Here is a 26,095-nt window from a genome sequence, read left to right as displayed (position 1 = left end):
CGAACTTCCTATACGCTGGGCTCCCGTGACCGTCGCTTCCCCCTTCGATCTCATCGTCGTCGGCTCCGGATTCTTCGGGCTGACCATCGCCGAACGCGCCGCCACCCAGCTCGGCAAACGGGTGCTGGTGGTCGAACGCCGCTACCACCTCGGCGGCAACGCGTATTCGGAGGCGGATCCGGAGACCGGCATCGAGGTGCACAAATACGGGGCGCACCTATTCCATACCTCCAACAAGCGGGTGTGGGACTACGTCAACCAGTTCACCGAGTTCACCGGCTATCAGCACCGCGTGTTCGCGATGCACAAGGGTCAGGCGTACCAGTTCCCGATGGGCCTGGGCCTGATCTCGCAGTTCTTCGGCCGCTACTTCACTCCGGACGAGGCGCGCGCGCTCATTGCCGAGCAGTCCGCCGAGATCGACAGCAAGGATGTGACCAACCTCGAGGAGAAGGCGATCTCGCTGATCGGCCGCCCGCTGTACGAGGCGTTCATCCGCGACTACACCGCCAAGCAGTGGCAGACCGACCCGAAGGAGCTGTCCGAGGGCATCATCACCCGGCTGCCGGTCCGCTACACCTTCGACAACCGGTACTTCAACGACACCTACGAGGGCCTGCCGCGCCACGGCTACACCGCGTGGCTGGAGAAGATGGCCGAATCCGAGCTCATCGAGGTCCGGCTGAACACCGACTGGTTCGAGGTGCGCGAGGAGATTCGCGCCCGCAACCCGCAGGCTCCGGTGGTGTACACCGGCCCGCTGGACCGCTACTTCGACTACAGCGCGGGCGAACTGGGCTGGCGCACCATCGATCTGGAGACCGAGGTGCTGAACACCGGCGATTTCCAGGGCACCTCGGTGATGAACTACAACGACGGCGACGTGCCCTTCACCCGCATCATCGAGCCGCGCCACTTCCACCCCGAACGCGACTACCCCACCGACAAGACGGTGATCCAGCGCGAGTATTCCCGCTTCGCCCAGACCGGCGACGAGCCGTACTACCCCATCAACAGCACCGAGAATCGAGAGAAGCTGCTCGCCTACCGGGAGCTGGCCAAGAACGAGACCGCCATGGCCAAGGTGCTCTTCGGCGGCCGCCTCGGCACCTACCAGTACCTGGACATGCACATGGCCATCGGCGGCGCGCTGAGCATGTTCGACAACGTGCTGCGCCCGCACCTGGAATCCGGTGCGCCGCTGGTGGATCGGGACAGCGGCAACTGATGACGATGCACGCGACGTCGGAAGAGATGACCCCCGAGACGATGACCACGCAGACCCGCGCGAAATCCCTACTCCAGCGCATCATCCTGCCCCGGCCGGGCGAACCGCTCGACGTGCGCACCCTCTACCTGGAGGAGTCCGCGACGAATGCCCGTCGCGCACACGCCACCTCGCGCACGTCGCTGTCGATCGGCGCGGAGTCGGAGGTGTCGTTCTGCACCTACTTCAACGCCGTACCGGCCAGCTACTGGCGGCGCTGGACCATCCTGTCCTCCGTGGTGCTGCGCCTGGAACTGTCCGGGCACGGGCGCGTGGATGTGTACCGGTCCAAGGCCGACGGGTCGCGAATTCATGTGCGGGGGCAGGAGTTCAGTGCGGCGGGGGTGGGTCCCGGCCAAAAGCATGCCGGGACCATGGGGGAAGCCGCCGGGGCCATGGGGGAAGCCGAGGAGGCGGCCCTTCCTGATTCCCGCGCGCTTTTGGCGGGAATCTCACTCGAATTCGAAATAGACCTGGCCCCCTTCGAGGACGGCGGCTGGATCTGGTTCGACATCACCACCGATTCGGCGGTCGAGTTGCGTAGTGGCGGCTGGTACGCGCCGGTCGAGGCGCCCGGCGTGGGCAGCATCGCGGTCGGCATGCCCACCTTCAATCGGCCCACCGACTGCGTAAAAACCCTTGCGGCCCTGGGCTCGGACCCGCTGGTGCTGGAGAAGATCAGCGCCGTGATCATCCCCGACCAGGGCACCCGCAAGGTGGTCGACGAGCCCGGCTTCACCGAGGCCGCCGCGGTGCTCGGCGACCGCCTGGCCATGCACGATCAGCCGAATCTCGGCGGCTCCGGCGGATACAGCCGGGTCATGTACGAGGCGCTGAAGACCACCGACGCGCAGTACATCGTCTACATGGACGACGATATCGAGATCGAGCCGGACTGCATCCTGCGCGCGCTCGCGTTCGCCCGCTTCGCCCGCACGCCCACGCTGGTCGGCGGCCAGATGCTGAACCTGCAGGAGCGGTCGCACCTGCACACCATGGGCGAGGTCGTCGACCGCGGCATCTGGATGTGGACCGCCGCGCCGAACGTCGAGTACGACCACGACTTCTCCAAATACCCGCTGCGCGACCGCGACAATTCCAAGCTGCTGCACCGGCGCATCGACGTCGACTTCAACGGCTGGTGGACCTGCGTCATCCCGCGGTCGGTGGCCGAGGAGATCGGCCAGCCGCTGCCGCTGTTCCTCAAGTGGGACGACGTCGAATACGGCCTGCGCGCCCGCGCCGCCGGATACCCCACGGTCACCCTGCCGGGCGCGGCGGTGTGGCACATGGCGTGGAGCGACAAGGACGACGCCATCGACTGGCAGGCGTACTTCCACCTGCGCAACCGGCTCGTGGTGGCGGCGCTGCACCTGGGCAACGACGGCCGCCCGATGATTGTGAACACGGTCAAGGCCACCCTGAAACACCTGCTGTGCCTGGAGTATTCGACGGTCGCCATCCAGAATCAGGCGATCCGCGACTTCCTGGCCGGGCCGGACCGGCTGTTCGAGCTGCTGCCCACCGCGCTGGGCTCGGTCGCCGCCATGCGCCGGGACTTCCCGGACGCGGTGACCCTGCCGTCCTCGACCGAGCTGCCGCTGCCCAGCGGCGCGGACGTGGGCGCGGTCGGCGAGCCCGGCAATCCGATCGCCAAGATCGTCCGGCTCGCCAAAGGCGTTGTGCACAACACCCGTCCGGCCAAGCCGCAGCACCACGAGCGCCCGCAGCTCAACGTGCCGACCCTGGACGCGCGCTGGTTCCTGCTGTCGCAGGTGGACGGCGTCACCGTCACCACCGCCGACGGCCGCGGCGTGGTCTACCGCAAGCGCGATCCGCGCCAGGCGCTCGGGTTGTTCTCCGAGGCGATGCGGTTGCGCCGCGAGCTGGCCGCCCGCTTCCCCGAACTGCGCGCTCGGTATCGTGCCGCCCATCCGCGCCTGACCAGCACCGCCGCCTGGGAGAGCGCCTTCGGAATCGGTGGAGAGGACAACGGGAAATGAGTGTTGGCGGATTCTCCCCCGAGGCCGACTCGCCGCGCCTGCACGTGGTGCCCGAGCCCGCGCCGAAGGCGCCGCCCGAGGTCAGGATCCTCACCGCGGTGCAGGGCACGATCGGCCGAAACCCGCAGGTGGTCAAGGCCGCTCGCGGACTGTCGCACTTCGGTGAGCACTCGCTGGGCTGGCTCGGCATCGCCGCGATCGGCGCGCTGGTGGACAAGCCGCGCCGCCGGGAGTGGGCCGGGGTCGCGGTGGGTGCGTTCGGCGCGCACGCCGCGTCGGTGGTGATCAAGCGTGTCGTGCGCCGACCCCGCCCGAACGATCCGTCGGTGCAGGTCAACGTGTCGACGCCGAGCAAGCTCAGCTTCCCGTCCTCGCACGCGACCTCCACTACGGCCGCGGCGGTATTGCTCGGACGACTGACCGGGCTACCCTTGCCTGCGGTGCTCGTGCCGCCGATGCTGCTCTCCCGGGTCGTGCTCGGGGTGCACTATCCCTCCGACGTGCTCGCCGGTTCCGCGCTGGGCGCCGCCTCCGCCGCAGCAGTGCTAGCCGCCGAAAAGAGATTAGCCAGTGACCGCACAGGAAAGAGCCCTCGCTGATATGAGTGAAGAGCCGACCGGCACCGACCTCGACGATGCCGTGCTCAAGGGCCCGCCGAAGACGCTGGCCGGTGGGATCGTCAAGGCGATGCGGCCGCGGCAGTGGGTGAAGAACGTCCTGGTGCTGGCCGCGCCGCTGGCGGCGGGCAAGCTGTCCGGCACCGGCCAGTACGCGATCACCGATCTGACCCGCGACTGGCACATCGGCATCGCCTTCGTGGTCTTCTGCATGGCGGCCTCGGGCATCTACCTGATCAACGACGCGCTGGACGTGGAGGCCGACCGGGCGCATCCGACCAAGCGGTTCCGGCCCATCGCCGCGGGCGTGGTGCCGGTGAACCTGGCCTACTCGCTGTCGGTGCTACTGCTGGTCGGCTCGATCGCGGCGTCGTTCCTGGCGACCTGGCAGCTGGCCGTGGTGATGGCGGTCTACATCGGCATCCAGCTGGCCTACTGCTTCGGCCTCAAGCACCAGGCGGTGCTCGATATCTGCATCGTGTCGTCGGGCTTCCTGCTCCGGGCGGTCGCGGGCGGTACGGCCGCCGATATCCCGCTGTCGCAATGGTTCCTGCTGATCATGGCGTTCGGCTCGCTGTTCATGGCGGCGGGCAAGCGCTACGCCGAGCTGAAGATCGCGCTCGACACCGGCGCCAAGATCCGCAAGTCGCTGCAGTACTACACGCCCACCTACCTGCGCTTCATCTGGACGGTGTCGGCCACCGCGGTGGTGGTCTTCTACGGCCTGTGGGCATTCGAAACCGATCACAAGAACAACCAATGGTTCGCAATCTCCATGATTCCGTTTACGATCGCAATCCTGCGTTACGCGGTCGACGTCGATGGCGGCGAGGCCGGTGAACCCGAAGAGATCGCGCTGGGGGATCGCATTCTGCAACTCCTGGCCATCGCCTGGATCGGAGCGGTAGGTGTCGCTGTCTACCTCACCTGACGAGATGTTAGCGGGGGACGAGCCGGAGGATCGGACGCCGACGACGGCGCTACCGGTCGGCGCAGCCCGGCGCGCGGCCCTGGCCACGCGCCGCTTCGCGCTGCTGTCCCGCGCCACATTCGTCGGTGGGGTGACGCTCACCGTGGTGCTGTTCGCGGTCGGGGCGTGGCAACGCCGCTGGATCGCCGACGACGGCCTGATCGTGTTGCGCACCGTGCGCAACCTGCTGGCCGGGAACGGACCCGTCTTCAACGCGGGCGATCGGGTGGAGACCAACACCAGCGCCGCGTGGACGTATGTGATCTATTTCTTCAGCTGGGTCAGCCACGCCCGGCTGGAGTACGTGAGTCTGGCGGTGGCGCTGACGCTTTCGCTGCTCGCCGTCGTGTTCGCCATGCTCGGCGCGGCCCGGCTGTGGGGCGGCTCCGCCGCGCAGCTGCTGCTGCCCGCCGGTGCGCTGGTCTACATCGCGGTGCCCCCGGCCCGCGACTACGCCACCTCCGGCCTGGAGAACTGCCTGGTCATCTTCTGGCTGGGCGTGCTGTGGTACCTGCTGATCCGCTGGAGCCAGGCCGAGCGGCCGCGCCCGGCAAGCCTTGCGGCCCTGGCGTTCTGGGCCGGGCTGTGCTGGGTGGTGCGGCCGGAGATGACCATCGTCGGCGGCCTGGCCCTGGTCATGATCTTCTGCGCGCCCGTGCCGCGGTCGCGGCTGCACCCGATCGTGCTGCGCGCCTTGCTCGTTGCCGCGGGCGGCCTGGTACCGGTGGGGTACCAGATCTGGCGCATGGGCTATTACGGCCTGCCCTATCCGAATACCGCCGTGGCCAAGGAAGCCGGTGGCGCAAAGTGGTCACAGGGCTTCACCTACCTGTGGGACCTGGTCGGGCCGTACTACCTCTGGGTGCCGCTGCTGGTGCTGGTCGTGGTCGCGGCACTGGTGCTGCGCTCGCGGCGGGCCGCGTCGTTGCGCGCGGACGTCCCGGCTGCCGCGGACGGGGAGTCCGCGGACGACAAGTCCACCCGTGATCGCCTGCGCCGCCTACAGATTCGGCTGCGCACCCCCGCCGCCGTGGTGGCGCTGATCCTCGTCTCCGCCGTGCTGCTGATCATCTTCAACGTCCGCGTCGGCGGCGACTTCATGCACGGCCGCATGCTCCTCCCGCAACTGTTCTGCCTGCTGCTCCCGGTTTCGGTTCTCCCCGTGCGCCTTCCGTCCCGCCAGGCCGACTCATCGTCATCCCGCCAGGTCGGCTCATCGTCATCCCGGCATGCTTTTGGCCGGGAATGGCAGTGGTCCCTGGCCCTCCCGCTCGTCGCCTGGGCGGCCACGGTCGGGTGGGCGCTGTTCGCCGCCGATCAGGATTCGCCGGATGCCGGTTCGACCATCACCGCCAGCGGCATCGTGGACGAGCGGGTCTACTACGTGCTCAACAGCGGGCACTCGCATCCGATCCTGGCCGAGGACTACCTCGACTACCCGCGCATGCGCGCGATGGTCCGCGACATCGAGCACACCCCCGACGGCGGCCTGCTGCTGAGCTCGCCGTCGTTCATGAGCTGGTACCTCGCCCCGCCGCCGCTGCCCATCCCGCCGGGCGGGTACGAGCACACCGTGTACTTCCTGAACCTCGGCATGACGAGCATGAACGTGCCGCTCGATGTGCGCGTCATCGATCAAGAGGGCTTGGCATATCCGTTAGCGGCACATACCGACCGCCTCGTCGACGGCCGCATCGGCCACGACAAGAACCTCTACTCGGACTGGGTGCTCGTCGACACCGGCATGGTCGACCAGCATCCATGGATGCCCCCCTTCCTCGACGAGAAGTGGGTCCAGCAGGCGCGCACGGCGCTGAGCTGCCCGGACACCCAGGCGCTGCTGGCCTCCTCGCGGGCCCCGCTGACCCGGGCGCGCTTCCGGCACAACCTGCTGCAGGCGTTCCACTTCGCGAAGTACCGCATCGACCGGGTGCCCAGGTACGAGATCCAGCGCTGCCATCTGGTCGATCCGACCCGGCCACCGGCTCCGAATTAGATAACGGCGAGCTGTGAATCGGGCGGTGCAGGTCACTTCGTCTCGATTTGGTAACGTCTCGCTATCGATGACGCGATAGGCTCCCATGAGCACGTCCGTCGGGGGCGCATCCGGATCTCTGCATGCGCGGGGACTGTCATCCGCAAGAAGCGGCCGAGCCCGGCCGCACAAAGGAAAGGCCGAACAGAATATGCGAGGCGTGACTGTGCGCAGGGCGCAGGACCAACGTCCGAGACGTGCCGGTTGGCTCCGGCGATCGGTGCTGGGGGTCGCGTTGGCGACGCTGCTACCGCTCGGCGTCTCGGTGATCGAGTCCGGCACCGCGGCGGCCGCATTCAACCCCAGCGGCATGGACTTCTGGGTCGACTCACCCGTCATGGGCCCGATCAAGTCCCGCGTCTTCCGCGCCGCCGACGGCAACACCGACCGCGTCGTGTACGCGCTCGACGGCATGCGGGCCCGGCAGGACATCAGCGGCTGGGAGATCGAGACCAATATCGCCGACGCGCTCACCAAGGCGAACATCAATGTGGTGATGCCGGTCGGCGGCCAGTCCAGCTTCTACGCCGACTGGAACTCGGCCAGCTCCTTCCTCGGCCTGCCGCCCATCTCCGGCTCGTCCTCGGGCTCCTCGTCGGGCTCGGGCGCGTTCCAGGTGCTGGCCAGCGGTCCGGGCAAGAGCTACCGCTACGACTGGGAAACCTTCCTCACCCGCGACCTGCGCAACGCGCTGCACGATCGGCTGGGCTTCAACCCCAGCCGCAACGGCGTGTTCGGCCTGTCGATGGGCGGCAGCGCGGCCCTGACCCTGGCCGCCTATCACCCGGACCAGTTCAGCTACGCCGGTTCCTACTCCGGCTACCTGAACGTCTCCGCGCCCGGCATGCGCGAGGCGCTGCGCGTGGCCATGATCGACGCGGGCGGCTACAACATCGACTCGATGGCGCCGCCGTGGGGCCCGAAGTGGCTGTACATGGACCCGTTCGTGTTCGCGCCGCGGCTCAAGGCCAACAACACCCGGCTGTGGATCTCCGCCGGTAGCGGCCTGCCCGGCCCGACCGACGGCCCGAACTTCAACACGCTCAACGCGATGGGCCTGGAGACCTTGGCGCTGGCCAACACCCGCGCCTTCCAGGTGCGCATGATGACCCTCGGCGCGGGCAATGTCACCTACGACTTCCCGAACGTCGGCGTGCACAACTGGCGGTACTGGGAGGACGAGGTCTACCGCATGCTGCCCGACCTGTCGGCCAATATCGGCTGATCCGGGCAGGTTCCCCAGGCATCGAGCCCCGCGGCGGCAGCGCCCCGCGGGGCTCGCCGCTGTCTATAGCTGACTGTTTGCCACTCGCCGGGAATCTGCCGCAGCAACCGCGATTGTCCCGGTTGCTGGATGGTACAGATCACTATTCGGATGACATCAGACATAAATCACATAACTGCAACACCGCGTCCGCGATACTCGATTGGTATCGAAGAATGTGCAGTCACCGGCGAGTCTCGGGCGCCGGAGGTTTGTCTGTGTTGTCCGAAGTGAGGGATCGGCGGCGCGACGCGGGGTACGCGGGCCGATCGCTCGAGTGAAAGGTCGATCCTCGATGCGATTTGCAGGCAGGAAGCTGAGCCCGTACCGACCCGCGACGGCCGGGCGTTCATCAGGGTCGTGGTGGCGGCGCGCCATGGTTGCCCTGGCCCTCGCCGTGGCGGTGCCCGCCGGCGTGGGCGTCTGGGGTGGCGGGGCCGCCCCGGCGCGCGCCGCCTTCGACCCCGCCGCCTTCGACTTCTGGGTCGACTCCCCGGTGATGGGCCCGATCAAGTCCCGCATCCTGCGGGCCGCCGACGGCAACACCGACCGCGTGGTCTACGCGCTGGACGGGCTGCGGGCCCGGCAGGATCTCAACGGCTGGGAGATCGAGACCAATGTCGCCGAGGTGCTGGCGAGCTGGAACATCAACGTGATCATGCCCGTCGGCGGGCAGTCCAGCTTCTACGCCGACTGGAACACGCCGAGCTCGTTCTTCGGCGTCGGGCCGACCAACCTGGGGTCGTCGACCGGCTCGGGCGCGACCGAGGCGTTCCTCGGCGGTCCCGGCAAGAGCTACCGCTACGACTGGGAGACCTTCCTGACCTCCCAGCTGCGGGACGCGCTGCGCGACCGGCTCGGCTTCCGGACCGATCGGATGGGCGTGTTCGGCCTGTCCATGGGCGGCAGCGCCGCGCTCACGCTGGCGGCCTACCACCCGGACATGTTCAGCTTCGCGGGGTCGTTCTCCGGCTACCTCAACAACTCCGCGCCCGGCATGCGGGAGGCCATCCGCGCGGCCATGATCGACGCGGGCGGCTACAACGTGGACTCGATGGCGCCGCCGTGGGGCCCGCAGTGGCTGCGGATGGATCCGTTCGTGTTCGCGCCGCGGCTGATCGCCAACAACACCCGGATGTGGATCGCCGCGGGCAGCGGCCTGCCCTCGCCGGAGGACTGGGCGCTGCCGCCCGCCGCGGCCGCCGACCACATCGTGCGCGGCACGCCGCTGGAGGCGTTGGCGCTGGCCAACACCCGGGCCTTCCAGCTCCGTATGGACAGCCTGGGTGCGCGCAACGTGGTCTACTCCTTCCCGGCCGTGGGCGTGCACGACTGGTTCAACTGGCAGGACGAGGCATACCGAATGATTCCCGACATGTCGGCCAATATCGGCTGACCCTTTCGAATCACCATCGCCCCGGGGCACTTTCGCCCCGGGGCGATTGCCGTTTTTATCCGCTCGAATACAGCAAATTCGCAGCTTATGTCACGATTTGATCTCGGAGGGTGTTTCGGCCCAGGCGAATTCGACCGGCGGGCATATGAAAATTCAGGGCACACGAGGTGCGATCGGTCCCGCCCACCCGAGCGAAAGGTCGACGTCGATGCGGTCTGTCAGTGTGTGCGGAGCGGTTGCCGAACGCCGGGGATCCGGCGGTACCCGGGCGCGGCGCGGGCTGTGGCGATCGATGGCCGGAATGGCGCTGGCGCTGGCGATTCCGCTCGCGACCGCGCTCGGCGCCGCCCCGGCAGCGGCGGCATTCGACCCGTCCGGAATGGATTTCTGGGTCGATTCCAGCATGGGCCCGATCAAGTCCCGAATCTTCCGGGCCGCCGACGGCAACACCCGGCGCGTGGTCTACGCGCTCGACGGCCTGCGGGCGCGAAACGACCTGTCCGGCTGGGAAATCGACACCGACATCTCCCGGGTGCTGCCGCTGTGGAACATCAATGTGGTGATGCCGGTGGGCGGGCAGTCCAGCTTCTATTCCGATTGGGCCGCGCCCAGCAATACCAACGGCCAGACCCGGGCCTACGCCTGGGAGACCTTCCTGACCCGGGATCTGCGGGACGCGCTGCACGATCGGCTCGGTTTCGATCCGGTCGGCAACGGCGTGTTCGGATTGTCCATGGGCGGCGGCGCGGCGCTCACGCTGGCGGCCTATCACCCGGATCAATTCCGTTACGCCGCTTCCTATTCCGGATATCTCAACCCGTCGGGTCCGGGGATGCGGGAGGCATTGCGGGCGGCACTGCTGGACGCGGGCCGGTTCAATATCGACGCGATGTGGGGTCCGCCGTGGGATCCGCGCTGGCAGCGCAACGATCCCACCGTCGCCGCACGGCTGTTGCACGACAACGGCACTCGGCTGTGGATCTCCAGCGGCAACGGGCAGCCCGGACCCGCGGATCCGCTGCGCACCGTGGTCGACGCCTACCACCTGACCAATGCGTCGGTGCTGGAGACGGTGGCGCTCGCCAATGCCCGCACCTTCCAGGCCCGCTGGAACAGTTTCGGTCCCGGTAACGCGGTGTTCGATTACCCACCGGTGGGTGTGCACTTCTGGCATTACTGGACCGACGAGGTCTACAAGATGTTGCCGGACCTCAGTGCCAACCTCGGGTAGCCCGCGTGAAAGCCGCCACGGCCGAACGGAATTCGACCCTTCGTCCTGACATCAATGCGCGGACGCGATAGGGTAACCGCACGATTACGAAAGGCACACGGGCGGATTTCGGCCACGGGGTACGTACCGTCTTGCTAACCATTGGTCGGTGGAATATCGTCCAGCGAGCGCAAGTGTGACCAGTTCGTAGACGCGCGGTCGCTCACATCGGAAGTCGGGGTCCGAGGTGGGTGCTGATCGTGTCGCCGTCGGCGTCCTGCCGTCGCGCGACGCGGGCTACAACAGCAGACTAGAGCAGCAGAAAGAGAGCAGTATCCATGCGTTTCGGCAGGTCCGCCGCGCCGGAGAGAGCCACGTCAGGACGGCGAAATGCTCAGCTCGGTTGGCGCGCACGACTTCTCGCGGTTGGTGCCGCGGCCCTGGCTCTTCCGATCGCAGTGGGTGCGGCGATCCCGGTTGTTGCCTCGGCGTCCCCGGTCGCGAGCCCGGTGCACCGCACTCCCGCCGGCGGCTACGAAGAGCTGATGGTCCCCTCGGAGATGGGGCCGGTGAAGGTTCAGGTCCAGTGGGCGCGCAACGGCGGTAACGCCGCGCTGCTGCTGCTCGACGGCCTACGCGCCCGCGACGACCGCAACGCGTGGTCGTTCGAGACCAACGCGCAGGGCATGTTCGGCAACGACAACGTCACCCTGGTCATGCCGGTGGGCGGCCAGTCCAGCTGGTACGCCGACTGGCAGGGCCCCAGCAACACCAACGGTCAGAAGTTCACCTACAAGTGGGAAACGTTCCTGACCAAGGAACTTCCGGACTTTCTGGCCAACTACGGCGTGTCCCGCACCAACTACGCCGTCGCGGGCCTGTCGATGAGCGGCCCGGCCGCGCTGCGGCTGGCGGCCTTCCACCGCGACCAGTTCAAGTATGTGGCCTCGTTCTCCGGCCCGCTGAACTGGAACGCGCCGGGCATGCGCGAGGCCATCCGCGTCATGATGCTCGACGCCGGTCGCTACAACGTCGACGCCATGGCGGCGCCGTGGAGCCCGCAGTGGCTGCGCTCGGACCCGATGGTGTTCGCCCCGCAGCTGCGCGGCCTGCCGATGTTCATCTCCGCGTCGAGCGGCCTGCCGGGCCCCTACGACCACCCGAACTCCGCGGTCGGCGTGTTCAACACCGCGAATGCCATGGGCATCGAGGCCATTTCGATGATCAGCTCGCGCACCTTCCAGATGCGGCTGAACTCGCTGAACATTCCGGCCACCTACGACTTCCCGGGCGCGGGCACGCACACCTGGAAGTACTGGGAGGACGAGCTGGGCAAGGCCCGCCCCGGCATCCTGGCCGCGCTGAACGCGGGCTAGTCCCCGGGTAGACCCGACGCTCCGGCGCCGCGCAGGAAACTGCCCGGCGCCGTTCCCGGCTAAAAGCATGCCGGGATGACAAGGGGCCCGAAGCATGCCGGGATGACAAGGGACCCGCCGACCATGATGAAGGTTTACCGCCGGTCGGGGGCGGGTATCGACAAACGGGATTAAACGCGCCGCACCGCGCGTCCTGCCGCGTGAATCGGCCATTACGAGGTACAAAAATCGGGTGGCAGGACAGGCAGCAGGCAGACGGTGGTTATCGGCGTTGGCGGCCGCTCTCGTATTGCCGCTCGCCGCAGGCGTTTCCACCACCCTCGCCGCCGCCCAGCCGCCCGCCGCCCCCGAGGCCGCGGCGGCCGCCCCGGCGACCGTGCAGAAGGTGGTCTGGCTGACCGACCGCCGGGTCGCGCTGTGGGTTAATTCGCCGTCCATGGCCACGCCCGTCCAGGTGCAGCTGCTGCTCGCGCGCGACTGGAACACCCGGCCCGACAGCCGTTTTCCGCTGCTGTTCATGCTCGACGGCCTGCGCGCCCAGGACGACGAGAGCGGCTGGACCAAGGACGCCGGCGCCGTCGACTTCTACGCCGACAAGAACGTCACCGTGGTGCTGCCCATCGGCGGCGAGTCCAGCTTCTACTCCGACTGGGCCAAGCCCGACAACGGCAGGACCTACAAGTGGGAGACGTTCCTGACCAAGGAGCTCCCGCCGCTGCTGGAGAGCCAGTGGCGCGCCACGAATGTGCGTGGCATCGAGGGCCTTTCGATGGGCGGCACGGCCGCGATGTTCCTGGCCGGACGCAATCCCGGCTGGGTCCGGTACGCGGCCTCGTACTCGGGCTTCCTCACCACCACCACGCTGGGCATGCCGCAGGCCATCATGTTCGCGATGCGCGACGCGGGCGGCTTCGACGCCAACCTGATGTGGGGCCCGCCGACCAGCCCCGACTGGGCCGCGCACGACCCGTTCGCGCTGGCCGACAAGCTCAAGGGCGTCAGCCTGTATGTCTCGGCGGGCAGCGGCACCACCGGCGCCTTCGACAAGCCCTCCGACATCCCCGGCATCAGCACCAACTACGCGGGCATGGGCCTCGAGATCCTGTCCCGGCTCACGACCCAGAACTTCGTCGGCAAGCTGAACAAGCTGTCCATCCCGGTGCAGGCGAACTACCGGCCCTCCGGCACGCACTCGTGGCCGTACTGGGACTTCGAGATGCGCCAGTCCTGGCCGCAGGCCGCGGCCGCGCTCGGCGTGGAAGCGACTGCGCCGCAGTGCAAGTCCGGCGGCGCGATCGCGGCCGCCGCGCGGGCCGCCACCTGGCTCGGCGACTGCGTGACCGGCGAGTACCAGGTCACCGGCGGCACCGCGCAGGACTTCCACGGCGGGCGGGTGCTGTGGTCGTCGGCCACTGGCGCGCATCCGGTCGCGGGCATGATCGGCGGTACCTATCAGGGCGTCGTCGGTCCGGGCGGTCCGCTGGGCCTGCCCAACGGCGACGAGCGCCCGCTGCCCGACGGCCGCGGCCGCTTCCAGAGCTTCCAGAACGGCTCGATCTACTGGACCCCGCAGACCGGTGCCCAGGTGGTGCGCGGCGCCATCTTCGCCGCGTGGGCCGGGCAGGGCTACGAGCGCGGCCCGGCCGGGTATCCGGTGGGGCCCGAGGCCAAGACCCCGAACAAGGACGGCGTGGTGCAGGGCTTCGAGAACGGCCCGATCTACTACACCGAGAAGTCCGGCGCACACCGGGTGAACGGCCTGATCCTGGGCAAGTACGCGCAACTCGGCTACGAGAACGGCCCGCTGGGCTTCCCGACCACCGACGAGCAGCCCACCCGCGATGCGGGCCGCTACAGCAGGTTCGAGGGCGGCAATGTCTATTGGAGCCCGCTGTCGGGCGCGTGGGCGGTACGCAACGGCCCGATCATGGACGCCTGGGGCCAGCAGGGCTACGAGAACGGCAAGCTCGGCTACCCCATCAGCGACGAGTTCGCGGTGCCCGGCGGCGTCCAGCAGAACTTCCAGACCGGATTCGTGGTGATCCGCGACGGTAAGCCGGAGATTCACGGTCTCTGAAAAGTCGATGAGGTTCCGGCGGGCGATGCCCCTGACGGTGGGGTTGCGGTTAGCCTGGACGGCGACCGCTACCCCGTGAACAAGATCGAGGATACGAATTCATGCTTCGGACCCGTGGAGTCGGCGCGACACTGGCGATCGCCTCCGTCCTCCTCCTCGCCGCCTGCGGTGGCAACGATTCGACGGCCTCGAGCAAGCCGACGCTGAAGACCTCGACCTCGGCGACGGCCACGGTGCCGCCCGCGCAGAGCCCGTCCGCCGCGCCCGGCGGTGACCAGCAGACCGTGCCCGAGCCGCCGTCCGCCGCGCCGACCACGTCCGCCGCGGCCGAGCGCCCGGAGCCGGTGCAGCCCACCGCGACCGCGCCCGACAACCCGCCGCTGTCGGCCAAGGATCAGGCGTTCCTGGACGAGCTGAAGAAGCGCGGCGTCGTCCCGTCCAGCCCCGACATCGCGCTGACCGCCGCCAACTACGTCTGCCAGGGCAAGGCCAGCGGCGCCTCCGATCAGGAGATCTCCACCTACGTCAACGCCATGGCCGGGTCCGATCCCGCCTTCGATCCGAACAAGATGTCGGTCGAGCAGGCCGGGAAGATCTACATCGACACCGCGACCCAGACCTACTGCAACAAGTGACGATTCGGCGATCGGGTTACCCCGGCCGGGGCCGCCGCCCCGGTCGGCGCCGGGGCGTGGGTTGTCTGGCCGTGCTCGCGATCCTCGCGGTTCTCGTCGCCGTGATCGTGCTGCTGTGGTACCTGCTGGCCGGGCTGCTGCACGTGCCCAAGCCCGGCCCGCCCGGGCCGACGAGGCCCACCACCCAGCCCGCCTCCTGCCCGGACGTGCAGCTGCTGGCGATTCCCGGCACCTGGGAGTCCAGCAGCGGCGACGACCCGCACAACCCGACGGCCAACCCGAACTCGCTGATGCTGGGCATCACCAACCCGGTGCGCCAGCAGTTCCCGGACAGCCGCCTGGACGTCTACACGGTCCCGTACGTGGCGCAGTTCTCCAATCCGATCGCGCTGCCGCCGGACGGCCAGCAGTCCTACAACAACAGCCGTTCCGAGGGCACCCGGCGCGCCGTCGACGAGCTCACCACGATGCACCGGAACTGCCCGCTGACGACCTATGTGATCGCCGGTTTCTCGCAGGGCGCGGTGATCGGCGGCGACGTGGCCGCCGACATCGGAGCGGGCAAGGGCCCGATCCCGGCCGACCAGGTGCTGGGCGTCACGCTCATCGCCGACGGCCGCCGCGACAGCGGTCCCGGGCAGGCCACCGAGATCGGTCAGAGCCCGCCGGGCGTGGGGGCCGAGGTGGCGCTGCGCGGGCTGAACGTGCCCGGGATCACCATGACCGGCCCGCGGCCGGGCTTCGGGGCGCTCGCCGATCGCACCTTCACCATCTGCGCGCCCGGCGACCTCATCTGCGACGCACCCAAACAGGCGCTGAATCCGTTCAACATCGTCCCCAGCCTGATGACGCTGGTGCACGCGGTCGGCAATCCGGTGCACAGCCTCTACGCCTCGTTCCGGGTGAACGCCGACGGCACCACCGCCACCAACTGGACCGCGGCCTGGGCCGAGCAGCTGATCGACAAGGCGCCGCATCCGGCGCACTCGTAAATCCCCCTGTCGGCCTCGGGAACCATGGTCTGTCCCAAGGACCACTCGGTTTCTTCCACAGGCTGTAAAGTGCACCTCTGATCGCGACGTCGGACGGCCCGGACCCCGGACCTCCGGCGTCGCAGCAGTTTCCTCACAGCCAGGAGCAAGGGTCCATGACAGAAGCCGTCGCCGAGACCGGCACGACCGCGCTGGGTACCGCCCCGCGGCCGTTCCGGTTCGCGGCGGCGGGCGAGGGAAATCCGCAGGAGGGTGGCGCCCGCCGGTTCATCAGGCTGGCGCAGCAGGCCGAGGAGTACGGCTACGACTCCTTCGCCATACCCGATCACCTCGGACCGCAGGTCGGCCCGATCGCCGCGCTCGGCGCGCTGGCGGTGGCCACCGACCGCATCCGAATCGGAACATCGGTGCTGGCCAACGGTTTTCGGCACCCGGTGGTGCTGGCCAAGGACGCCGCCACCATCGATGTGCTGTCGCGGGGGCGGCTGGAGCTCGGCGTCGGCGCGGGCTGGCTCTCCGACGAGTTCGACGCCGCGGGCATCGCTTACGAGACGCCGGGTGTGCGGCTGGAGAAACTGGACGAGGCGCTGACCATCCTGGACGTGCTGCTGCGCGGTCAGGAATGCCACTTCGAGGGCAGGCACTACCGGGTGCGCGGTATCAAGGGCACCCCGCGGCCGCGGCAGGGCCCGCGCCCGCCGCTGGCCACCGGGGGTGGCGGACCGAAGATGTTGCGGCTGGCCGCGAAACACGCCGACATCATCTCTGTGGTTCCGGTCACCACCCGGCACGGTAAGGGTCTGCTCTCCGGCATCACCCTCGACAAGACCATCGAGAAAGTGAATCTGATCAAGGAGGCGGCCGGGGATCGATTTGCCGATATCGAGCTGAACTGGACCATCACCGCCGTGATGATCACCGACGACCGGGAGCGCACCGCCGAGATGGCGTTGTCCGCGATCGAGAAGGGGTTACACCCGGATCTCGAAGTGGATGTGCGGCTTTCGGTAGAGGACATCCTGACGTCGCCGTATGTGGCGATCGGCACATTCGACGAGATCGCCGCCCAGATCCGTAACGTGCGGCAACTGACATCGATGTCCTATGTCGGAGTGTTTCCGACCCAGATGGACGCCTTCGCACCGGTGATACCGCTGTTGCGGGAGGAGTAACCCGGAGGAATGTCACGGTTGCCGCTCCGGACACCGTGCCCGGGCCTGCTCTGTAACATGTCTCTGGTTTGAGTACATCTAGCCGATAGGTGGTCACCGCGCAGACCGCCACCAAGCTGCAGGCATGCTCTCGCACCACAGAGCGTCGGCGGGCGAAAGAGAAGTCGGGGCCTCACAGGTAACAGCGGCCATGTCGCCGTGCTGCGTGTGCCTCGGAGGAGAAGGAATGACGGACGAGACTTTCGACGACTACCTGGACGACACCGGGAACATCAGAATTCCCGAGGGCCGCACCCTCGTCGATTATGTCGAGAAGCACACGCGCAACGATGCCAACGATCTTGCGTACCGCTACATCGACTACTCGCGAGAGCGCGATGGCGAGTACCAGGACCTGACCTGGAAGGAGTTCGGTGTTCGGCTGCGCGCGGTGGCCGCTCGCCTGCAGCAGGTGACCAAGCCGGGCGACCGGGTGGCCATTCTGGCGCCGCAGGGTCTGGACTACGTCATCTCCTTCTTCGCCGCCATCTACGCCGGGTGCATCTCGGTGCCGCTGTTCGACCCGGACGAGCCCGGCCACACCGACCGCCTGCACGCGGTGCTGGCCGACAGTGCGCCCTCGGCCATCCTGACGGCGAGCTCCTCCGCCGCCGGGGTGCGCCAGCTGTTCCGCGCGCTTCCGGCCCCGCAGCGCCCGCGCATCATCGCCGTGGACGCGGTGCCCGACACGCTCGGCGAGGCGTGGGTGCGCCCCGACATCACCGTCGACGACATCGCGTACCTGCAGTACACCTCCGGCTCGACCCGCACCCCCGCGGGCGTGGAGATCACCCACCGCGCGGTCGGCACCAACCTGCTGCAGATGGTGAACGCGATCAACCTGGACTGGAGCTCGCGCGGCGTCACCTGGCTGCCGCTGTTCCACGATATGGGCCTGCTGTGCGTGATCCTGCCCGCGATCGGCGGCAAGTACATCACCATCATGTCGCCCAGCGCGTTCGTGCGGCGTCCGTACCGGTGGATCAAGGAACTGGCCGCGGTCTCCGACGGCGCCGGAACCTTCGCCGCCGCACCGAATTTCGCGTTCGAGCACGCGGCCGCGCGCGGTCTGCCGAAAAACGGTGAGTCGCTGGATCTGTCGAACGTGATCGGCCTGATCAACGGCAGCGAACCGGTGACCACCTCCTCGATGAAGAAGTTCAACGAGGCGTTCGCCCCCTACGGGCTGCCCAAGACCGCCATCAAGCCGTGCTACGGCATGGCCGAGGCCACCCTGTTCGTGTCGGCGACCCGGCACGAGGACGAGGCCAAGGTCATCTACGTCGATCGCACCGAACTGAACGCGGGGCGCATCGTCAAGGTCGCCCAGGGCACCCCGAATTCCATCCCGCAGGTCAGCTGCGGCTACATCGCGCTGTCGCAGTGGGCGGCCATCGTCGACCCCGACACCATCGACGCCCCCGAGGGCGCGCACGAGCTGCCGGAGGGCCGGGTCGGCGAGATCTGGCTGCACGGCAACAACATCGGCATCGGCTACTGGGGACGCGACGCCGAGACCCGCACCACGTTCAAGAACCTGCTGCCCAACCGCCTGCCCGAGGGCAGCCACGCCGAGGGCACCGACCCCGACGCCATCTGGCTGCGCACCGGCGACTACGGCGTGTACGTCGACGGCGAGCTCTACATCACCGGCCGCGTCAAGGACCTGGTCATCGTCGACGGCCGCAACCACTACCCCCAGGACCTCGAGTACTCCGCGCAGGAGGCCAGCAAGCTGCTGCGGCCCGGCTTCATCGCCGCGTTCTCGGTCCCGGCCAACCAGCTGCCCCCGGAGGTCTTCGCCGCCGACAGCCACTCGGCCCTGACCTACGACCCGGACGACTCCTCCGAGCAGCTGGTGATCGTGGCCGAACGCGGACCCGGCGCGCACAAGGCCGACCCGGGCCCGATCGCCGACGCGGTGCGCGGCGCGATCTCCGCCCGCCACGGCGTCACCGCCCGCGACGTACTGTTGGTCCCGGCGGGCTCGATTCCGCGCACCTCCAGCGGCAAGATCGCCCGCCGCGCCTGCAAGGCCGAATACCTGGAAGGCACGCTGCGCGGTGGACACCAGCAGCAGGCATTCCCCGATGCACCCGACGAGTGACTCAGCGGGGACACTGGCTGTCAGTCCCCGTCGCGTAAACCCCACACCCAGGTAGCTTGAGGAATTGATGGCTGACAACGACGGTACCCAGACCACCGACCCCACCGAAGCCGCCGCGGGGTCCGAAACACCAGGCACCGATATGACGGTGGCCGAGCTGCGTGAGTGGCTGCGGCGCTGGGTCGCCGAGGCGACCGGTCAGCCGATCGAGAACATCACGGTGGACCGCCCGATGGAGGAATTCGGGCTGGCCTCCCGGGATGCCATCGCCCTGGGCGGTGACATCGAGGAAGTCACCGGCGTCCTGCTGAACGCGACGATCGTGTATCAGCACCCGACGATCGCGTCGCTGGCCGAGCGAATCATCAACGGAGAACCGGACATTCCGGAGGACTCCACGGATGACGAGTACTACACCTCGGGACGGCAGCCGGGCGAGGCGCACGATGTGGCGATCGTGGGTCTGTCCACGCGGTTGCCGGGGGCGGGGGATACGCCCGAATCCACCTGGGAATTCCTGATCAATCGCGGAGACGGGATTCGCGAGCGGCCCGAGGGACGCTGGTCGGAGTTCACCGCCGAGCCGCAGGTCGCCGAGGTGGTCGAGAAGGCGAACACCAAGGGCGGCTACCTCGATCAGGACGTGATCAAGGGCTTCGACGCCGAGTTCTTCGCCATGTCTCCGCTCGAGGTGGAGCGTGTCGATCCGCAGCAGCGGCTCGCGATGGAGCTGACCTGGGAGGCGTTGGAGCACGCCCGAATTCCCGCCAGTGGTCTGAAGGGTCAGCCGGTCGGCGTCTTCATCGGCTCGACGAGCAACGACTTCATGTTCCTCACCGCCATGGCCGCGGGCACCCCACCCGACGAGAACACCCCGGCGACGGCTGCCGCCTACGGCATCATGGGCAGCGTCTCGTCGATCATTCCCAACCGCGTGTCCTATTTCTTCGACTTCCGCGGCCCCTCCATCTCCGTCGATACCGCGTGCTCGTCGACCCTGGTCGCGGTGCACGGTGCGGTGCAGGCGCTGCGGAGCGGCGACGCCGATCTCGCGCTCGCCGGTGGCGTCAACATGCTGCTGGCTCCGTTCGCGACGCTCGGATTCGACGGTGGCGGCGCGGTCGCGAAAGACGGTCACATCAAGGCGTTCTCGTCCGATGCGGACGGCATGGTCCGCTCCGAGGGCGGCGGCATGGTGGTGCTCAAGCGCCTGGCCGATGCCGAGCGTGACGGCGACACGATCTACGCGGTCATCAAGGGCTCCGCGGTCAACAATGACGGTCGCTCCAACGGCCTGCTCGCCCCGAACCCCGACGCCCAGGCCGATGTGCTGCGCCGCGCCTACCGCGATGCGGGCATTCTCCCGTCCTCGGTCGACTACATCGAGGCGCACGGCACCGGCACCCCGATCGGCGACCCCATCGAGGCCGATGCGCTCGGTCGCGTGGTCGGTCGCGGCCGCGATGCCGACAGGCCCGCGCTGCTGGGGTCGGTCAAGACCAACTTCGGTCACCTGGAGTCGGGCGCGGGCGCGGCCAGCCTCGCCAAGGTGGTCATGTCGTTGCAGCACAACGTCATTCCGCCGAACATCAACTACGCGGGCCCGAGCCCGTACATCCCCTTCGACCAGGCCCACCTGAAGGTCGTCGACGCCCCCACCGAATTCCCCCGCTACAGCGGCACCGCCACCATCGGCGTCTCCGGCTTCGGCTTCGGCGGCACCAACGCCCACGTGGTCATCCAGGAGTACGTGCCGACCCCCGTCGTCTCCGATGCGGCCGTGGCGGATACGGAAGCGGCGGAGGGGGATTCCGGCCAAGAGCACGCCGGAACCACAGAGGTGGAGCTCGCCGGAACCACGGAGGCGGAGCTCGCCGGAACCGCGGAGGTGGAGCCGTCCGTTCCGGAATGGACCGACGCTCGCACCGCGCCCCTGCCCGTGATCCTGCCCGTCTCGGCCTACCTGCCCTCCCGGCGCCGCCGGGCCGCCGCCGATCTGGCCGACTGGCTGGAATCCGAAGCGGGGCAGCAGGTTCCGTTGGCGGATGTGGCGCGGTCGCTGGCCAAGCGCAATCACGGCCGGTCGCGCGGCGTGGTGGTGGCCACCACCCGCGAGGAGGCGATCGCCGGGCTGCGCGCCATCGCGGCCGGGAAGCCGGGGCAAGGCGTGTTCACCGCCGACGCCCCCGCCGCCCGGGGTCCGATGTGGGTCATGGCCGGATTCGGTGCGCAGCACCGCAAGATGGGCAAGCAGCTGTACCTGGAGAACTCGATCTTCGCCCGGACCGTCGACCAGGTCGACGAGCTGGTGCAGTTCGAGGGCGGCTACTCGGTGCGCGGCATGTTCCTCGACGATGCCCAGGACTGGGACGTGGGCACGTTGCAGGTCGGCATCTTCACCATCCAGCTGGGCCTGGCCGCGGTGCTGCGCGCGCACGGCGCCGAGCCGGAGGGCGTGGTCGGTCACTCCATGGGTGAGGTTGCGGGAGCCTACATTTCGGGCGGCCTGAACCTGGAGGACGCGGTGCGCGTGATCTGCGCGCGGTCGCGGCTCATGGGCGAGGGCGAGCAGATGCTGTCCGACGCCGAGGTCCGCAATATGGCCCTGGTCGAGTACAGCGCCGAGGATATCGAGGCCGTGCTCGCGGACTATCCGGACCTCGAGGTCGCGGTGTACGCCGCGCCGACCAACACCGTCATCGGCGGCCCGCCGGAGCAGGTGCAGGCGGTCGTGGCCCGCGCGGAGGCCGAGGGCAAGTTCGCCCGCGTGCTGCAGACCCGCGGCGCGGGCCACACCTCGCAGACCGATCCACTGCTGGGCGAGCTGGCCGCGGAACTGGCGGGGATCGAGCCGAGTTCGCTGCGGGCGGACCTGTACTCGACCGTGCACAAGGCCGCGGTGTATCGCGCGGGCCATGCCCCGGTGCACGACGTGGACTACTGGGTCACCAATATGCGGCACGCGGTGTACTTCACCAATGCGGTGCGGCAGGCGGTGGACAGCGGCGTCACCACCTACCTGGAGCTGTCGCCGAATTCCGTTGCGCTGATGCAGGTGCTGGGCACCACGTTCGCGGCGGGCGTGCACGACGCGGCGCTGATCCCGACGCTCAAGCGCAAGGAGGACGAGTCCGCGGGCCTGATCTCGGCGCTGGCGCAGCTGTACGTGCAGGGCCATCGGGTCGACCTGCCCTCGCTGCTGCCCGCCGGCGACTACGCCGACATTCCGCGCACCGCGTTCCTGCGCAAGGAGTACTGGCCCAAGGTCAATATCACTGCCGGGACCGGCTCCGGCAACGGCGTCGTGCCGGGCGCGCACGTCGCGCTGCCGGACGGCCGCCACGCCTGGGAGGTGCTGGCCGGTGCCGTCACCGACCCGGCCGCGCTGGTGCACGCCGCCGCCGCACAGGTGCTGTCGGACGTCTCGCTCGGCGCGACCGTCGCCCACTCCCCCCTGCCCGCCTCCGGCACCCTCACCACCACCCTGACACCACACCTCGGCGGTGCCTCGGTCCAGGTGCACGCCAAGGAGGACAACGCTTTCCGACTGCTGTTCGAGGCCGTGGTGACGGGGGATTCCGGCCAAAAGCACGCCGGAATCGAGGGGAATGGGGCATCGGGAGTGGCGACTCCTGGCACTTCTACTTCGGACTCTGACGTTCCCGGCACGCCCACATCCAATGTTCCCGGCACGCCCACATCCAATGTTCCCGGCGCGCCCGCATCCAATGTTCCCGGCACGCTTTTGGCCGGGACCTCCGGCGACCGTTGGGATCCCAACAGCTCCCAAACAGTCGAAGACCGCCTCGCCGTCATCGTCGCCGAGTCCATGGGCTACGCCGTCGAGGACCTCCCCATGGAGATCCCGCTCATGGAGCTGGGCCTGGACTCGCTCATGGCGATGCGCATCAAGAATCGCGTCGAGTACGAGTTCGATATTCCGTCCCTCCAGGTGCAGGCCGTGCGCGACGCCAGCCTGCACGAGGTCGGCAAGGTGCTGCGGTATGCCATCGAGCATCGCGACGAGGTGCGCGAGCTCGCCGATCGGCAGGCCGCCGAGGGCGGCGCGCTGACGGTGGACGACAACTTCGTCGCCGCCGCCCGGGCGGCCATGGAGTCGGGGCAGGACCCGGCCGCGGTGGTCAAGGAGAAGGTCGCCGAACAGGCCGCGGCACAGGATGATTCGACGCCCGTCGAGGAGGCGGCCGCCGCGGACGAGGACAATGTCCCCCCGCGCGATGCGGCCGAGCGCCTCACCTTCGGCACCTGGGCGGTCGTCACCGGTAAGTCCGCGGGCGGCATCTTCAACACCCTGCCGATCCTGGACGATCCGACCGTGCAGAAGCTGGCCGAGCGGCTGTCGGAGCGGGTCGGCGCCGAGATCGATGTCGAGGAACTGCGCGACTGCGAGACCATCGAGCAGATGGCCGATATCGTGCGGCGCTACGAGGACAGCGGCTCCAGCATCGACGGCCTGATCCGGACGCTGCGCGCACCCGTCGAGGGCTCGGACGCGGTGCCGGTGCTGGTGTTCTACCCGGCCGGTGGCAACACGCTGGTGTACGAGCCGCTGCTGAAGCGCCTGCCCGCCGACACCCCGATGTACGGCTTCGAGCGGACCGAGGGCTCCATCGAAGAGCGTGCGCGCCAGTACCTTCCCGAGATCCGCAAGGTGCAGCCGGAGGGCCCGTACGTGCTCTACGGCTGGTCGCTGGGCGCGGTGCTGGCCCTGCAGGTCGGGCAGCTGCTCCGGGAGGAGGGCGCCGATGTTCGCTGGATCGGCCTCATCGATCTGGCGATTCCGGCCGAGCCGGAGGACAACAGCCCGGAAGAGCGGATCCGCCGGATCGAGCGATACCAGGCATTCGCCAAGAAGACCTTCAATATCGCCGGTGAACTGGATCGCGAACAGCTCGAGGAACTGGCCGCCGCCAGCGACGAGGAGCAGCTGCAGATCGTGATGGAGCTGATCAAGTTCTCCGGGACGAAGATTCCCGGCGGCGTGCTCGAACACCAGCGCACCTCGTGGGTCGAGCACCAGGAACTGGCGAAGATGCAGCCGTCCCGCTACGACGGGAATGTCGTTCTCTACCTTGCCGATCGCTATCACGACGGTGCGATCGAGCTGGAGCCCCGCTACGGCGCGCGCCGCCCCAACGGCGGCTGGGATGAGTACATCCCGAATCTGGAGATCATCCACATCCCGGGTGATCACCTCCAGATCATCGATGAACCACGCATCGCCACGATCGGCGCCGACCTCACCCAGAAGCTGGCGGCGATCGCGAAGGGAGAGAAGTGAGCAGTACCGCCGAGAAACTCGCCGACCTGCGGAAGAAACTGGAACTGGCGCAGGAGCCGGCGGGTGAAGCGGGGGTGGCCAAACGGGCCCGCAAGGGAATTCCGTCGGCCCGCGAGCGGATCGACATGCTGTTGGATCCGGGCACCTTCGTGGAAATCGGTGCGCTGGTGCGCAATCCGGGCGACAAGGACGCGCTCTACGGCGACGGCGTGGTCACCGGCCACGGCCTCGTCGAGGGCCGCCCGGTGGCCGTGTTCTCGCACGATCAGACCGTCTACGGCGGTTCGGTCGGCGAGATGTTCGGCCGCAAGGTGGCCGCGGTGCTGGAACTGGCCGCCAAGATCGGCTGCCCGGTGGTCGGCATCAACGATTCCGGCGGTGCGCGCGTGCAGGAGGCGGTGACCTCGCTGAACTGGTACGCCGAGCTGGGCAAGCGGATGGAGCCGCTGTCCGGCATGGTGCCGCAGATCTCGATGATCCTGGGTAGCTGTGCGGGCGGCGCGGTGTACGCCCCGATCAATACCGACGTCGTGGTGGCCACGGAAGCGGCGTACATGTTCGTGACCGGCCCCAAGGTGATTCGCGAGGTCACCGGCGAGGAGGTCAGCCTCGAGGAGCTGGGCGGCGCGCGCAGCCAGGCCGAGTACGGCAATATCCACCACGTCGCCGAGGACGAGCGGGCGGCGTTCGAGTGGGTGCGGAACTATCTGAGCTTCCTGCCGTCCAGCTGCCAGGAGCAGGCGCCGATCGTGAACCCGGGGCTGGAACCGGAGCTCACCGACAGCGATCGCGAGCTCGACACGATCGTGCCGGACTCCGACAATGCCGCCTACGACATGCACGAGATCCTGCTACGCATCTTCGACGACGGCAATTTCCACGAGATCGGCGCGCAGTCCGGGCAGAACATCATCACCGGCTTCGCGCGGGTCGACGGCCGCAGCGTCGGCGTGGTCGCCAACCAGCCGATGATGTACGCGGGCGCCCTGGACGCGCGGGCCTCCGACAAGGCCGCCCATTTCGTGCGGATGTGCGACGCCTTCGAGATCCCGCTGGTGCTGGTGGTCGACACCCCCGGCTTCCTGCCCGGTGTGGAGCAGGAGAAGATCGGCGTCATCAAGCGCGGTGGCCGGTTCCTGTTCTCCTACGTGGAGGCCACGGTCCCGAAGGTGACCATCGTCGTGCGCAAGGCGTACGGCGGCGGCTGGGCGGTCATGGGCTCCAAGGCGCTCGGCGCGGACGCGTATCTGGCCTGGCCGACCGCCCGCATCGCGGTCATGGGCGCGGAGAGCGCGGTCAGCGTGATCGGCCGTCGGCAGATCGAGGCGGCCCCCGAGGACCAGCGCGCGGCCGTCCGGCAGCAGATGATCGACTTCTACAACGCGACCATCGCCACCCCGTGGCCCGCCGCCGAGCGCGGCTACATCGACGCCGTCATCGCCCCCGCCTCGACCCGCCTGGAAATCCGCCGCGCCCTGAACCTCCTGCGCGACAAGAAACTCGACCGCAACCCCCGCAAACACCACCTGCTCCCGCTGTAGCCGAGATTCCGGCCAAAAGCACGCCGGAATCATGAGAAGGCCGGTCCCGCCGCGTTCGTTTCTCCGTTCCGGCATGCCGCCCCCTGGTCCCG

At 68.4% G+C, this 26,095-nt stretch carries 16 protein-coding genes; all 16 read left to right on the top strand.

The genetic code is table 11. The features are described from left to right. The first annotated feature begins 25 nt into the window (after nucleotides 1-25). The 16 genes from glf (at nucleotide 26) to HPY32_RS17715 (ending at nucleotide 26,003) form a co-directional block, all read left to right on the top strand. Nucleotides 26-1,228, top strand: coding sequence for a UDP-galactopyranose mutase (gene glf / locus HPY32_RS17790; protein WP_082870705.1), 1,203 nt, complete (start codon nucleotides 26-28; stop codon nucleotides 1,226-1,228). A gap of 41 nt (nucleotides 1,229-1,269) precedes the next feature. Continuing rightward, nucleotides 1,270-3,270, top strand: coding sequence for a glycosyltransferase (locus HPY32_RS17785; RefSeq protein ID WP_171982909.1), 2,001 nt, complete (start codon nucleotides 1,270-1,272; stop codon nucleotides 3,268-3,270). Then, the gene (locus HPY32_RS17780; RefSeq protein WP_082870706.1) at nucleotides 3,267-3,869 is read left to right on the top strand and encodes a phosphatase PAP2 family protein; all 603 of its coding nucleotides are present in this window, start codon (nucleotides 3,267-3,269) and stop codon (nucleotides 3,867-3,869) included. Before HPY32_RS17785 ends, HPY32_RS17780 begins: the two co-directional genes overlap by 4 nt. Nucleotide 3,870: 1 nt before the next feature. Next, the gene (locus tag HPY32_RS17775) at nucleotides 3,871-4,818 is read left to right on the top strand and encodes a decaprenyl-phosphate phosphoribosyltransferase (protein ID WP_067579732.1); all 948 of its coding nucleotides are present in this window, start codon (nucleotides 3,871-3,873) and stop codon (nucleotides 4,816-4,818) included. A gap of 4 nt (nucleotides 4,819-4,822) precedes the next feature. Beyond that, nucleotides 4,823-6,853: an arabinofuranosyltransferase AftB family protein gene (locus tag HPY32_RS17770; protein WP_231951367.1), complete on the top strand. Its 2,031-nt coding sequence runs from the start codon at nucleotides 4,823-4,825 to the stop codon at nucleotides 6,851-6,853. A 190-nt stretch (nucleotides 6,854-7,043) separates the two neighbouring features. Continuing rightward, nucleotides 7,044-8,117 (top strand): alpha/beta hydrolase, encoded by a 1,074-nt coding sequence (locus HPY32_RS17765; protein WP_067579734.1) that lies wholly within the window; start codon nucleotides 7,044-7,046, stop codon nucleotides 8,115-8,117. A 415-nt stretch (nucleotides 8,118-8,532) separates the two neighbouring features. Then, complete coding sequence (locus HPY32_RS17760; protein WP_067579736.1) at nucleotides 8,533-9,552, top strand: alpha/beta hydrolase; 1,020 nt, start codon at nucleotides 8,533-8,535, stop codon at nucleotides 9,550-9,552. Between the two features lie 208 nt (nucleotides 9,553-9,760). Continuing rightward, nucleotides 9,761-10,783 carry an alpha/beta hydrolase gene (locus HPY32_RS17755; RefSeq protein WP_373686637.1) on the top strand — a complete coding sequence of 341 codons (1,023 nt, stop codon included), beginning with the start codon at nucleotides 9,761-9,763 and terminating at the stop codon, nucleotides 10,781-10,783. A gap of 317 nt (nucleotides 10,784-11,100) precedes the next feature. After that, nucleotides 11,101-12,138 (top strand): alpha/beta hydrolase, encoded by a 1,038-nt coding sequence (locus tag HPY32_RS17750; protein ID WP_082870709.1) that lies wholly within the window; start codon nucleotides 11,101-11,103, stop codon nucleotides 12,136-12,138. A 232-nt stretch (nucleotides 12,139-12,370) separates the two neighbouring features. Next, a complete protein-coding gene (locus HPY32_RS17745; RefSeq protein WP_067579740.1) occupies nucleotides 12,371-14,215 on the top strand; it encodes an alpha/beta hydrolase-fold protein in 1,845 nt (614 codons plus the stop codon). A 101-nt stretch (nucleotides 14,216-14,316) separates the two neighbouring features. Then, the gene (locus tag HPY32_RS17740) at nucleotides 14,317-14,850 is read left to right on the top strand and encodes a DUF732 domain-containing protein (RefSeq protein WP_067579741.1); all 534 of its coding nucleotides are present in this window, start codon (nucleotides 14,317-14,319) and stop codon (nucleotides 14,848-14,850) included. A 56-nt stretch (nucleotides 14,851-14,906) separates the two neighbouring features. Then, nucleotides 14,907-15,842 carry a cutinase family protein gene (locus tag HPY32_RS17735; RefSeq protein WP_231951536.1) on the top strand — a complete coding sequence of 312 codons (936 nt, stop codon included), beginning with the start codon at nucleotides 14,907-14,909 and terminating at the stop codon, nucleotides 15,840-15,842. A 155-nt stretch (nucleotides 15,843-15,997) separates the two neighbouring features. Next, nucleotides 15,998-17,014 (top strand): LLM class F420-dependent oxidoreductase, encoded by a 1,017-nt coding sequence (locus tag HPY32_RS17730; RefSeq protein WP_067579743.1) that lies wholly within the window; start codon nucleotides 15,998-16,000, stop codon nucleotides 17,012-17,014. Nucleotides 17,015-17,240: 226 nt separating this feature from the next. Beyond that, nucleotides 17,241-19,160, top strand: coding sequence for a long-chain-fatty-acid--AMP ligase FadD32 (fadD32, locus tag HPY32_RS17725; protein WP_195143331.1), 1,920 nt, complete (start codon nucleotides 17,241-17,243; stop codon nucleotides 19,158-19,160). Nucleotides 19,161-19,227: 67 nt separating this feature from the next. After that, nucleotides 19,228-24,462, top strand: coding sequence for a polyketide synthase Pks13 (gene pks13 / locus HPY32_RS17720; protein ID WP_067579746.1), 5,235 nt, complete (start codon nucleotides 19,228-19,230; stop codon nucleotides 24,460-24,462). Next, a complete protein-coding gene (locus tag HPY32_RS17715) occupies nucleotides 24,459-26,003 on the top strand; it encodes an acyl-CoA carboxylase subunit beta (protein WP_067579748.1) in 1,545 nt (514 codons plus the stop codon). Before pks13 ends, HPY32_RS17715 begins: the two co-directional genes overlap by 4 nt. Nucleotides 26,004-26,095 lie beyond the last annotated feature (92 nt).

The organism is Nocardia terpenica, assembly GCF_013186535.1.
Classification (GTDB): domain Bacteria; phylum Actinomycetota; class Actinomycetes; order Mycobacteriales; family Mycobacteriaceae; genus Nocardia; species Nocardia terpenica.
The sequence above is the reverse complement of the archived record's forward strand: the minus strand, read 5'-3'. Positions and strand labels throughout refer to the sequence as shown.